The organism is Treponema sp., assembly GCF_045641405.1.
GTDB lineage: Bacteria > Spirochaetota > Spirochaetia > Treponematales > Treponemataceae > Treponema_D.
Genome location: NZ_JAZUGX010000038.1, coordinates 1 through 12898, shown reverse-complemented (window position 1 = coordinate 12898; position 12898 = coordinate 1). Strand labels below are relative to the sequence as shown.

General features: G+C 38.9%; 12 protein-coding genes and 1 pseudogene. 11 read left to right on the top strand and 2 right to left on the bottom strand.

From position 1 onward, the window contains the following. The 11 genes and pseudogenes from ACKI39_RS05655 to ACKI39_RS05605 all read left to right on the top strand — a co-directional run. The coding region (locus ACKI39_RS05655) for a glycosyltransferase (protein ID WP_407398494.1) at positions 1-598 on the top strand (598 nt) is incomplete at its 5' end. A 44-nt stretch (positions 599-642) separates the two neighbouring features. Beyond that, the gene (locus ACKI39_RS05650) at positions 643-1620 is read left to right on the top strand and encodes a GDP-L-fucose synthase family protein (RefSeq protein WP_407398492.1); all 978 of its coding nucleotides are present in this window, start codon (positions 643-645) and stop codon (positions 1618-1620) included. Positions 1621-1629: 9 nt separating this feature from the next. After that, positions 1630-2508, top strand: coding sequence for a glucose-1-phosphate thymidylyltransferase RfbA (rfbA, locus tag ACKI39_RS05645; RefSeq protein ID WP_407398490.1), 879 nt, complete (start codon positions 1630-1632; stop codon positions 2506-2508). Between the two features lie 175 nt (positions 2509-2683). Then, the gene (locus ACKI39_RS05640) at positions 2684-3742 is read left to right on the top strand and encodes an ATP-binding protein (protein WP_407398488.1); all 1059 of its coding nucleotides are present in this window, start codon (positions 2684-2686) and stop codon (positions 3740-3742) included. Between the two features lie 2 nt (positions 3743-3744). Next, positions 3745-3847 (top strand): annotated as a pseudogene (locus tag ACKI39_RS05635) (sugar phosphate nucleotidyltransferase); the annotation flags it as partial. 242 nt (positions 3848-4089) lie between these two features. Continuing rightward, entirely contained in the window at positions 4090-4710 is a 621-nt protein-coding gene (rfbC, locus tag ACKI39_RS05630; RefSeq protein WP_407398486.1) for a dTDP-4-dehydrorhamnose 3,5-epimerase, read from the top strand. An 88-nt stretch (positions 4711-4798) separates the two neighbouring features. Then, positions 4799-5155 carry a four helix bundle protein gene (locus ACKI39_RS05625; protein WP_407398484.1) on the top strand — a complete coding sequence of 119 codons (357 nt, stop codon included), beginning with the start codon at positions 4799-4801 and terminating at the stop codon, positions 5153-5155. Between the two features lie 42 nt (positions 5156-5197). Beyond that, positions 5198-6352, top strand: coding sequence for a dTDP-glucose 4,6-dehydratase (gene rfbB / locus ACKI39_RS05620; protein WP_407398482.1), 1155 nt, complete (start codon positions 5198-5200; stop codon positions 6350-6352). A 111-nt stretch (positions 6353-6463) separates the two neighbouring features. Further along, the gene (locus ACKI39_RS05615; RefSeq protein WP_407398480.1) at positions 6464-7579 is read left to right on the top strand and encodes a HipA domain-containing protein; all 1116 of its coding nucleotides are present in this window, start codon (positions 6464-6466) and stop codon (positions 7577-7579) included. A 9-nt stretch (positions 7580-7588) separates the two neighbouring features. Beyond that, positions 7589-8632: a mannose-1-phosphate guanylyltransferase/mannose-6-phosphate isomerase gene (locus tag ACKI39_RS05610; protein ID WP_407398478.1), complete on the top strand. Its 1044-nt coding sequence runs from the start codon at positions 7589-7591 to the stop codon at positions 8630-8632. 43 nt (positions 8633-8675) lie between these two features. Continuing rightward, positions 8676-9377: a hypothetical protein gene (locus ACKI39_RS05605; protein WP_407398477.1), complete on the top strand. Its 702-nt coding sequence runs from the start codon at positions 8676-8678 to the stop codon at positions 9375-9377. Positions 9378-9393: 16 nt separating this feature from the next. Here the strand turns inward: ACKI39_RS05605 and ACKI39_RS05600 are convergent, their stop codons facing one another. Both ACKI39_RS05600 and metG read right to left on the bottom strand, forming a co-directional pair. Continuing rightward, positions 9394-10464, bottom strand: coding sequence for a lipid II:glycine glycyltransferase FemX (locus ACKI39_RS05600; protein ID WP_407398476.1), 1071 nt, complete (start codon positions 10462-10464; stop codon positions 9394-9396). After that, complete coding sequence (gene metG, locus ACKI39_RS05595; RefSeq protein ID WP_407398474.1) at positions 10464-12818, bottom strand: methionine--tRNA ligase; 2355 nt, start codon at positions 12816-12818, stop codon at positions 10464-10466. Before metG ends, ACKI39_RS05600 begins: the two co-directional genes overlap by 1 nt. Positions 12819-12898: the final 80 nt, after the last annotated feature.

Sequence of the window (12898 nt, the reverse complement as noted above, 5' to 3'; positions counted from 1 at the left end):
ATTGTATTATCCAATAGATGATGCAATTTTTACACCAGCAGAAAAAGTAACTAAAGAAACATCGGAAGAAGTAACATTATTTGCTAATGTAAACTCTGTGGGAGATTGTAGAAAAGGTTTTAATTACCTTTTAATGGTTTTGTTAAATTTAGATAAGATACTTACAAAGAAGGTTCGATTTTTGTGTCTTCATACAGAATCATATAAGGGTTATGAATTTAATAATGTAATATTCGAGGAGTTTTCATTCTGCAAAAATGTAAATGATTTAGTGGCCCTTTATAATAAAACAGATATATTCTTATGTGCTTCTATTGAAGATTCTTCTCCTATGATGTTGCAGGAAGCTCTATTATGTGGGGTTCCTGCAATTACTTTTGATACTGGAGTTGGTAAACAGTTTATTGAGAATGGAAAACAAGGTTATGTTGTTCCTCGTTATGATGTAAAATCTTTTGAAGAAAAACTGTTTGAGATGATAGAATGTAAATCTTCAAGTATTCAGTCCCCTAAAGAAATTCATGACCATATGGTAAAGATATGTGGTAAAGAACAAGTGAAAAACTCTTTGAATAATATTTTTGAGTTATATAAATAATGAATCAGAATTTTTAATTTATTATATATATGAGATAAATGAATATGGAAAAGAATGCTAAAATCTACGTAGCCGGTCACAGAGGTCTTGTTGGTGGTTCTATTGTACGATGTTTACAAGAAAAAGGTTACACTAATATCACCACACGAACTCATTCCGAACTTGATCTTTTGAATCAGTCAGCTGTAAACGAATTCTTTGCTGCCGAAAAACCTGATTATGTTTTTCTTGCCGCTGCCCACGTTGGCGGAATCGGTGCCAATTCAACTTATCCGGCAGATTTCATCTATCAGAACATGGTGATCGGATTCAATGTTGTGGAAGCTGCCCGTGTAAATGGTGTAAAAAAACTCATGAATCTTGGTTCAACCTGCATTTATCCAAAGATGGCAGAACAACCAATCAAAGAAGAATCACTTTTGACAGGTCCCCTTGAACCAACAAACGATGCTTATGCATTGGCTAAAATCAGCGTAATCAAGCTTTGTACTGCATACAACAAACAGCATGAAACAAACTTTCTTTCTGTAATGCCTACTAATCTTTATGGCCTTGGGGATAATTATGAACTTCAGGGAAGTCATGTTTTTCCTGCCATGATCCGTAAGTTTCATGAAGCAAAGGCTAGCGGAGAAGATATTGTTCATCTTTGGGGAGACGGCTCTCCATTACGCGAATTCCTTTATGCTGGGGACCTTGCTGATGCAGTTGTCTATCTTATGGAAAACAAAAACGCTGATGACTTGCGTACTCCGACAGGTGACTTTGTTAACGTCGGTACTGGTTCTGAATGTACAATCAAGGAACTTGCAGAAACTATTGAGGATGTTGTTTATTCAGATGTACGTAGAGATGGCCGCAAGTGTAAAATGGAATGGGATCCTTCTAAACCTAATGGAACACCTCGCAAACTTTGTGATGTTTCTAGACTTACTGCATTGGGATGGAAAGCTAAGGTTGATGTTCGAAAGGGCGTTGAAATTGCTTATAATGATTTCTTGCATGGTGATGTAAGAAAATAGGAGCAACACATGAAAGGCATTATTCTCGCTGGCGGTTCCGGTACTCGTTTATATCCAATTACAAAGGCTGTTTCAAAGCAGATTCTTCCAATCTACGATAAACCAATGATCTATTATCCTCTGTCTGTTTTGATGCTTGCGGGAATTCGTGAAGTGCTGATCATTTCGACTCCGCGCGATCTTTCTGTCTTCAAGGAACTTTTTGGGGACGGTGCATGGCTTGGAATGCATTTTGAATATGCGGTTCAGGATAAGCCTCGCGGCCTTGCGGATGCATTCATCATTGGTGAAAAGTTCATTGGTACTGATGATGTGGCCCTTGTTCTTGGCGACAATATTTTTTATGGTCAGGGATTTACAACAAGCCTTTCTAATGCTGTTACCCGTCTTGAAAGAAAAGAAGGTGCCACTATTTTTGGTTATTATGTCAAAGATCCTCGTTCTTATGGTGTAGTTGAGTTTGACAAGGAATGGAAGGTTATTGGTATTGAAGAAAAGCCCGAAAATCCAAAATCAAACTATGCTGTTCCGGGCCTTTATTTTTACGACAACAGGGTAGTGGAGATAGCAAAGAATGTTAAGCCGAGTGCCCGTGGGGAAATTGAAATAACTTCCATAAACAATGCATATCGCGAAATGGGAAGTTTGTCTGTTGAATTACTTGGACGTGGTCTTGCCTGGCTTGATACAGGAACCTATGAAGGTCTGCAGGAAGCAGGAAACTATGTTGCTACAATCCAGAAAAGACAGGGTATGTATGTTGCCTGTATAGAGGAAGTTGCTTATAGAAATGGGTGGATTTCGAAGGAAAATCTTATTCAACTTGCAAGTGTTTATAAGACTGACTATGGACGCTATTTGGAATTCCTTGCAGAGTGTAATTTATAGTGAGTTGTCTGTTTGTATATGTTAAAATTACGGAACATCACCATTAATAGAATCTGAATGACAAATCAAATTTATTAGACTATTAGGAATGAATTCATGTAAATTTTATTGTAAATATACTAAAATATTATAAAATATGATAAAATATACATAACTATGTATGATTTGGTGATTTATGAAAATAGATAATCCCTTTACTCTTACTTTTGGAAGACAGCCTGGAAAATTCATCAATCGTTATGAAGATATGGCTAATATTATAAATACTTTTACCTCAGAAAATTCTATCAGTCAAACCTATCTTATCAGTGGTGTGCGTGGATGTGGAAAAACAGTGCTGATGACTTCTGTTGTAAAAGAACTTTGTGCAACAACCGATTGGATTTCTGCCGATTTGAATTCGACTCAAGACTTGCTGGAAGATTTTGCAAACAGGCTTGCTGATTCAATGAAAAAAAATAACCTGCTTTCTGAAGCTGGAATTGATATTTCCATTGCGGGATTTGGTATTGGATTATCAGGTTCAAAGCAAGAGAGAGATTCTGTAAGCAAGATTGAATCATTGTTGGAACAGGCTAAAAAGAAAAACAAACGAGTGATTATCTCTATAGATGAAGTTACACCAAATGAAAGCATGAAAAAATTTGCAAGTCAGTTTCAAATTTTTATAAGAAAAGAATACCCTGTTTATCTTATAATGACAGGGTTATATGACAATATTTATGCAATTCAAAACGACCCGAAATTAACATTCTTATTACGTTCACCTAAAATTTTGCTAGAGCCATTAAGCCTGCATCAGATTGCCTCCCAATATCAGACAATATTTGAATGTTCAGAAGATAAGGGAAGAAGTCTTGCTGTTTATACTCAAGGTTACGCATTTGCATTTCAAGCACTTGGACTTTTGTATTGGGAATATAAAGATGATCTTTCTTTTGAAAATATTCTAAAAAAATTTGATGAGCTCTTGGATGATTTTGCATATAAAAAAATATGGTCTAGTCTTACCCCTGTTGAGAAAAATATCATTGATGTTATGACGACAAAAAAAGAAATTTCCGTTAAAGAAATTCGAGAGAAGTTAAATATGCAATCGAATAATTTTTCAAAATATCGTGAAAGACTTATCAACAAAGGTCTAGTAAAATCACCGGCCCATGGAATCCTAGAATTTACTTTGCCTCGTTTTGATATCTTGGCAAAATCTTATATTGCTTTTGAGAAGGAGTAGCTATGAAAGGTATTATCTTAGCCGGCGGTTCCGGTACTCGTTTATTCAATTACAAAGGCTGTCTCAAAGCAGATTCTTCCGCTTTATGACAAGCCGATGATTTATGAAAAAACAGTTGGAAAATGCAAGATTAAAGACAGAAAAAATGCAGAAGGTTTTTAAGAAGTGATAATATAATCGGTTGTATTTTTCTGATATGTGATATAGAAAATAATCCTACGGTTGTCGAATTTTATGAAAAAAATGGGTTTAGAAAAATGACTGATAAAAATATTCCAAGCATACTAAAACTGTTTGTATGTGGAAGGATATTTTTAGCTAGCAATATTTATTTGTGAGAAAATACTATGTCGTTTACATTTACCAAATGCTTTACTAAAGATGATTTTGAGTTTTGTGGTTTATATGAAATCCAACCCGAAATTTTTGGAGATAGCCGCGGTTATTTTTTTGAATCTTACAGTGAAAAAGATTTCTTTGCTGCAGGTCTTACAATGAAGTTTGTTCAGGACAATCAGTCAAAATCTTCTAAGGGCGTATTGAGAGGTCTTCATTTTCAGACAATACATCCACAGGGAAAACTTGTTCGTGCTTTGTCAGGGAAGGTTTACGATGTAGTAGTTGATCTTCGCTCAGAAAGTGCTACTTTTGGTAAGTACTATGGGTTAATTCTTGATGCTAGTAAAAACAACATGCTTTACATTCCCAAAGGTTTTGCACATGGATTTCTTGCTTTGACAGATGATTGCATTCAGTCTTACAAGTGTACGGATTTTTATCATCCAGAGGACGAATGTGGACTTATGTGGAATGATCCAAAAATTGGTATTGATTGGGAATCAATTTTGCTAGGAATCACAAAAACTGCTATACTTAGCGAAAAGGATACAAAACATGCTGCATTCGAATCAAATAAAAAATACTTCGACATGCAGGGAAATTGGATAGGGGGGAGTATCAATTCGTAATTCGCAATTTGCAATTCGCAATTAAATTTGTTGATTTAGATATTTTTTAGTATTTTTAATAAATATTTTCATTAGCAAGGAGTATTTATTGAAAAAGAATGAAGACAATTTGATTGTTGTTAAATCTAAGGCTTTTGCGCTTCGTATTATTAAAATGTATAAATATCTTTGTGATCAAAAACATGAATTTATACTTTCAAAACAAGTCCTTCGGTCTGGGACTAGTATTGGTGCAAATGTAAAAGAAGGAGTCAGAGGACAGTCGAAGGCTGATTTCTATGCGAAATTGAATATTTCATTAAAAGAAGCATCTGAAACTGAGTATTGGCTTGAACTTTTACATGAAAGTGATTATTTACCTGAAAACGATTTTCAGAGTATATATGCAGACTGTAAAGAAATTTTGAGAATTCTTACAGCAATTACAAAAACTCAAAAAAAGTAATTGTGCATTTCGCATTGCGAATTGTGCATTGATGGAGAAAATATGCGAAAATTAAAAAATATTTTAATCACCGGTGGAGCAGGCTTTATTGGCTGCAATTTCATTCACTATCTTTTTGGACTTTCAAACAGCGGAACGGACTTGTTTGGGGATGCTGATTTTGGTGGCAATGTTGTCAATGTTGACTGCCTGACTTATGCGGGTAATCTTGAGTCCCTTAAGGATGTGGAAGAAAAATTTGGAAGTGGGGTGGTTTCGACAGGCTCAACCACCGCAAAGCAGCGTTACTTTTTTGAGAAGGTTGATATCTGCGACCGTGGGGAAATTGAGCGCATCTTCAAGCAATACGACATCGATACAGTGATTCATTTTGCGGCAGAAAGCCATGTTGACCGTTCTATTTTAGGTCCTGAAGCTTTCATCAAGACAAATGTAATGGGAACATATACGCTTCTTGATGTCGCACGCAAGTACTGGAATGTTTCGTTGGATAATCCGCGCGATGATGTTCTTTTCCATCATATTTCTACGGATGAAGTTTATGGTTCTCTTGGTGATACTGGTTACTTTCTTGAGACTACTCCTTATGATCCACGCTCTCCATATTCATCCTCAAAGGCTAGCTCTGACCATATCGTAATGGCCTATTATCATACTTACGGGCTCCCGATCACTTTGTCAAACTGCACCAACAACTATGGACCTTTCCAGTTCCCAGAAAAGCTTCTGCCGCTCATGATCTCAAACATCAAGGACGGCAAGAATCTTCCTGTCTATGGCAAAGGCGACAACATCCGCGACTGGATTTATGTTGAAGACCATAACCGCGGTGTATGGCAGATTGTAAACAAATCTCCTGCAGGTGAAAAATGGAATCTTGGCGGAGAAAATGAATGGCAGAACATCAAGCTTCTGAATGAAGTGATCGATCTTACTTCAAAGGAACTTGATAAAGATGCAGAAGATGTCAGAAAGACAATCACTTATGTTAAGGATCGCCCAGGCCATGACAAACGCTACGCCATCGACTGTACCAAAGCAAAGACTCAGCTTGGATGGGAGCGTAAGATGACTTTTGAGCAGGGGCTTCTTGCAACAATCCGCTGGTATTTGAACCACTCTGAGTGGATTCAAAACATCCAGTCTGGTGATTATAAGAATTGGATACAGAAAAACTACAGCGAACAGGGAAGATAAAATTCAATTCGCAATGCTCAATTCGTAATTCGTAATTCGCAATGTTTAATGAATGATTACGAATTGTGCATTTAGCATTGCGCATTGTTTTATCTTTGATATAATATATCCATGATTTATACTCTCATGAATCGTGAGACTCCTCTGTGTAATTTTGAGATTACTGGTGAAGGGGAACTCGAGTTTTGTAAAATAACTGAAAATTTTTCTCCTCTTCCTGAATGGATTTCTGATGTTGATTCTTGGGTTGGAAACCGCAGTGCTGCAAAACACAGAGAGCATGTAAATAAGCTTCTTGAACAGTGCGGCGGAAAAACTAAAACGGGCTTCATCGCTTTGACTCATTGTCTTTCTCTTACGGATACCCTGTGGGTCAAGTCAGAAAAGGAAGATGTAAGCTGGAGTCAGATCAATCTTTACGAGAATCGTTTTGATGAGACAATTTCCAAGTTTTCTTTTGATGGCAACGGACTTTTTGGAATCCAGATGTCGACAACATCTCCAGAGCTTACTACAGATGGTTCGTATGATAAATGCTGGCTCAATGAAGCTGATGGTATCCATCTTATCAAGGCTGGAAGTACGGGTGCCTGCAATACAGGTCTTGAACCATACAGTGAAGTTCTTGCTTCCCAGATTTATGAAAAGATCTGTCCTGGAGCCGTTACCTATTCTTTACGAAAGTATGACGGAAGAGTTGTGTCTGATTGTAAAATGTTTACCTCCCAGGAAATTGGCTATAGACCGATCAGTATTTTTTTGCGTGATAAAGCTTCCATTCCTAAGTTATTGGAAATTTATTCAGAGTATGACAGCGAAGATGCATTCAGAAGAATGGTTGTTGCCGACTGTGTTACGCTCAACAGTGACCGCCATTTTGGCAATTTTGGCTTTACTGTGAACAATGAAACTTTTGAACGCATAAAGATGAATCCTGTCTTTGACCTTAACATGTGTTTTACTCCATATGCCTACGACACATTTGGCTTTGATGACTTTGATTCTTATCTTAGGGACAGAGGTCCTGTTCTTGGAAGCAATTATGTTTCTCCAGCCAAAGGACTTTTGACTGATGATATTATTTCTGATTTGAAGATCTGCCGTGATCTTGAGCTTGTTGTTCAGGATGACGATATGTTTACAAAAAAACGCGTTGAACAGATGAACATGGTCAAAGATGTTCAGATAGATAGAATTTTAGGTACAGAACGTGCCTTTATGTTTTAGGAGTTATAAATGACTATCATTCCAGTAATTCTTTCGGGCGGGTCTGGTACAAGACTTTGGCCTATGAGCGTTGCAGATAAGCCTAAGCAGTTTCTTTCTCTGGTTGGCAGGGAAACGATGATCCAGCAGACTTTGCTTCGCCTTGAAGGCCTTGATGTTGCAGATCCTATCATCATCTGTAATCAGGCTCATCGCTTTATCGTTGCACAGCAGATGGAAGAAATTGGAAGAAAGGCAAAAATTCTTCTTGAACCATTGGCAAGAAATACGGCTCCTGCAATTGCCGTAGGGGCTTGGCAGGTTCTTGAATCTGATAAGGATGCAGTCATGGTTGTTCTTCCAAGCGACCATGTAATCAAAAACAAGGATGCTTTCTGCAAGGCCGTTAAGGCTGCTAGTGAAGAAGCAATGAAGGGGAGTCTTGTAACCTTTGGTATTGTTCCAACCATGCCTCACACAGGCTATGGCTATGTAAAGGCTGGCAACAGTGCGGATGGCAGTGTTTTTGACCTTGATAGATTTGTAGAAAAGCCTGATCTTGAGACTGCAAAAAAATATCTTGCCGAAGGAACCTATAGCTGGAATAGCGGCATGTTTGTTTTCAAGGCTGAGTCTTTCCTTAAGGAACTTGAATCCTTTGAACCTGAAATGGCAGCATTGAGTAAAAAGGCTTATGAGGCTGCGGAAAAGGATGCTGATTTTGTACGCATCAACAAGGATGCATTTGAACAGATCAAGGGCAACAGCATTGACTATGCCGTAATGGAAAAAACAAAGAAAGGCAAGGTTATCAAGCTTGATGCAGGCTGGGATGATGTTGGTTCATATACTGCTTTGCACCAGATCAATGAAAAAGATGAGGCTGACAATGTTGTATGCTGCCTTGATAAATCTGTAATTCTTGATTCCAAGGGAAACTACATCAATACAAAGAAAAAGACAGCCCTTATCGGTGTAGAAAACCTTGTTGTTGTAGAAACTGATGATGCGGTACTTGTATGCTCCATGGAAAAAAACCAGGACGTAAAGAAGGCTGCTGAGCTGCTTAAATAGTATTCTTATAGAATAATTAATTTCTTTGTAATAGAATGTTAACATGAATATTGAAGAGTCAGAATTAAGAGAAATATTAGACAAACAACGCAAATCTGTAGAGAGTAAAAGATTTCCAATTGAATCTTTGCTTTCTCTATTTGTTTTTATACTTTCAGCTGTTTTAGGGCAAGTTTTTACTCATGCTATTTGGGTTAGAATTTTGTTTTGGCTTATTGTTCTCTGCCATGCTTGTTTTGTTTTGTTTTTGATTTTTAAGTATTTTAAAAACAGGTATTCTGAAACTGATTTTCTTAAGGATATAAAAAATTCTGAGCGTGTCCGTAATTTTTCCCTCGTTGTATTGAAGGATATTTCTGGTAAGTTCAAAAATAGTTATCTTTTGCGTTATGACTGTCGTTGGAAATGTTTTTTACTTCCGTATCTTCAGACTCATGATCAGGATGATAAAGAGTTCATTCAGGAATATGTTGACAATGTACTTGAACTTTCTGATGCTGAAATAAAGGATGTAAAATTTGATGATGTTGTAAAATATTCAGTTTCTGATAATATGACGAAAAAATATCATCATACTTTCTATCTTGTGAATTTTAATGCGTCAGATTCAAAGCTAATCACAAAGAGAACTATTGTTATTAATGGTGAAAAATTCAAATGGTTTACAATTGATCAGATGAAACGCAATAAAGCCATTGAGCAAAAAAATAGTGAGACTGTGAATTTTATTGCTAGAAATTTTTAATACCAAGACTACTTTATTATCTTCTGTGCAATTTCTTTACGATAACCTTGTAGTAGAATGCACGTAATTTTTCGGCGGCTGCATAGATAGTGTAGTCGCCTTTTTTTATGACTACATCAAAGCTTCCTGGTCTGTGAATGTTTTTCCCGCCAAAGCCAGTCTTGAAAAGATATAGTCCGTGCATCGGATGGTTTTCGTCGTCTGTTGGAGGCATGCCGTAAAAATCGTAGGCAGGGCATCCGTATTCCCTTGCATCCTGAATTGCTGTCCACTGCAAAAGGTAGGCTGGCATAAGGTTTCGCTTTATGTTTCCGCTGGCACCGTAAAGATATACGGCTTCCCCTGGACAGAATAGTGTTATTATTCCTGCAAGGTAATCTTCCTCATGCTTTGCAAGGTAAAGGGTGAGCTTTATTTTTTCATCTTTTGCATTTTTAGAATTTGATGCAAGTTCAAAAAGATTCTGGTAGTAGGACTTGTTGTGGAACTGAACTCCATCTCTCTGGCTTGTCTGCTGGAAGAGACTGTAAAATTCTTCAAAGGCTTTGTCAAAACCATCGGTTGCAAAGTCGAATTTTTCCACTGCAACGCCTTTCTTTGCGGCAAGCTTAATGTTGTAGCGCCACTTGCTTTTCATTGCGGCAAGAAGATCATCATCTGAACGTTTGTTAGTTTCGCCGTCAATAAGGGAAAGCACCGTTGTATCAGGGGGCTGAACGTCAGTTAGTGCTTTTTTTACATTGAAACTACCGTTTGTTTGTCTGAATTTCTGCACATATTCATCACGATTTGAAGTTTCCTCAAAGTCCATGGCAGGATCAAAGCGGATGCAGAAGGTGTTTACAGGAAGTTCAGGCTTTAATGCTAATGCAAGATTACTGAGCTTTTCTTTAAGTTCCTTTGGTGATAAATTTGACTCACACTCTGGTGCCATTGGAATATAGGCAATGGAGATTCTTTTGAATTTCAAATTCAACTGGCGGATGAGTACACTGTAGTTTGTTCCGTCCACAGTAACTGGACAGCTTTTCCAGCCGTGATGGCTTTTAAATTCTGCCCAGAAACTGCTTTGTGTAAACCGTTTCATCAGTGGATGTCACCGTTTACGGTTTTTACTGTCTTGAGTACCTTGCCGTCAACTGTAAGGTTTACGCCGCCGATTGTAACGTTGTTGTTTTCTGCCTTGATTTCAACTGCAAAGAAGTCGTCTGCCGTGATTTCTGCAGGCTTTTCTGCGTTTACATCAGCGCCTTCAAGAATTACCTTTGTTCCAGGAACTGCCCAAGGAGCTTCGAGTGGTTCTACGCAGTCCTTTCCGTCTGCATCCTTGTAGTCTGCCGCAAGAAGCATACCGTGGCTTTCAATGCCGCGCATCTTTCTTGGTGCAAGGTTGAATGCAAGGATGATGTTCTTTCCAAGAAGGTCTTCTGGCTTAAGGTAGTCGCGGAGACCTGACTGGATGATTCTTTCTGTTCCTGTGCCGTCGTCAAGGGTTTCAACATAGAGCTTGTCGCTTTCAGGATTGTTTTCCACCTTGAGGATTTTTGCCACGCGGAGTTCAATCTTGCTGTTGAAGTGAGCAGGCATCTGATCCTTTGGAAGCATGACAGGTTCTGCCTTTGTCTTGGACTTCTTTTCCTGCTTTTTGTCGGCCTTCTTTTCGTTGCCACGGTCTGACTGTTTTCCTGCAAATTTTGCACGGAAAGCTTCCATTCCTTTCTGATCAAGTGGTGTAAAGAATACTTCTGTTGCGCCCACTGTTGAAAGGCCTGTTGTTTCGCCAAGATTGTTCCAGTTAAGCTTGATGCCGTCAGATTCCTTGCCAAAGTCTTCGTCGTTGAAGTGAGGTTCTGAAATCGTCTTTCCAAAGTAAGACATGATTTTTTCTGCAAACTGTGGCATGTATGGATGAACCATGATCATAAGGTCCTTGATCATGTAGGCAAGGGTGTGCAAAAGCTTTTCTGCGCGTTCTGGTTCTGTGTCCTTTGTCTTCCAAGGTTCTGTTGCCTGGAATGCCTTGTTGCCTATGTCGGAGATTTCAAAAATCTGGTGGAGGGCATCCTTAAGGTTTGCCCATTCAAGATTTTCCGTGATCTTTTCTTCAAGTGCCTTTACCTGTGCCCAGATTTCTTCGTCGATAGGTGCTTCTGGAATCTTTGAATCGTAGTATTTCTGGATGAAAAGGAGAGTGCGGTTTACAAGGTTGCCAAGGTTGCCGATGAGTTCTCCGTTAAGGCGCTCGCGGAATTCCTTCCAAGTAAACTGATAGTCCTGCTTTTCCGGTCTGTTGTAGAAAATGTAGAATCTCCATGCATCAGCAGGAATTCCTGTTTCGATTGCATCTGTTCCGAATACGCCAACGCCACGGCTCTTTGAGAATTTGTCGTTTTCGTAGTTGAGGTATTCTGTTGAGCTCATGTGGAAGAGCTTTGTCCAGTTGCGTCCTGATCCCATGAGTGTACAAGGGAAAATTACTGTGTGGAACGGAATGTTGTCCTTTCCGATGAACTGGAAAAGTTCTACAGGTTTCTTTGCTTCTGCTGATTCTTCTGGCAGCCACCAAGACTTCCAGTCGAAACCAGGCTTTGATGCCTTGATCAGGTCGTCTGCAAGCTGCTTTGTGATTGAAATGTATCCGATAGGTGCGTTGAACCAAACGTAGAACACCTTGTCTTCAAAGCCAGGGCGAGGAACTGGAATTCCCCACTTAAGGTCACGGGTAATGGCGCGTTCAATGAGTCCGTCGCGGATCCATGCCTTTGTCATTCTGATTGCATTTTCTGACCACTTTCCGTCGATTGAAGTCTTTGAAACATAGTCGTCAAGGTTCTTGCTGATTGAAGGAAGATCGATGTAAAGGTGCTTTGTGTCGCGTACTTCTGGTGTTGCACCGCAAACAGAGCATCTTGGGTTCTTAAGTTCTACAGGTTCAAGGAGGGAACCACAACCGTCGCACTGGTCGCCGCGGGCATCTTCAAAACCGCATTTTGGACAGGTTCCGTTTACATAGCGGTCAGCAAGGTAGCGGGCACACTGAGGGCAGTAAAGCTGCTGATTTGAGTGTTCCTTGATGTATCCGTTCTTTTCAAGGTCCTTGTAAAGGCTCTGTGTGATTTCTGTACACTGGTCGTTGGAGGTGCGTCCGAATTTGTCTGCATCGATCTTAAACCATTCGTAAATCTTTCTGTGTTCTTCGTAGTAGAAGTCACAGAGTTCGCGTGGAGTCTTCTTTTCCTGGAGGGCACGGGTTTCTGTTGCTGTTCCGTATTCATCTGTACCGAAGATGTACATTGTTTCGTATCCGCGGCTTCTGCAAAAGCGTGCATAAACGTCAGCGGAAAGCATCTGTATAAGGTTTCCAAGGTGTGGAATGTTGTTAACGTAAGGAAGTGCCGATGTTACAAGGCGTCTGGTATTCTTAATCTTAATGTTTTCCATAATGTTTCTATTATATGGAAATCTTTAGTCATGTTCAATTATATACAATTATGAATTATGAATTATGAATTATGAATTAT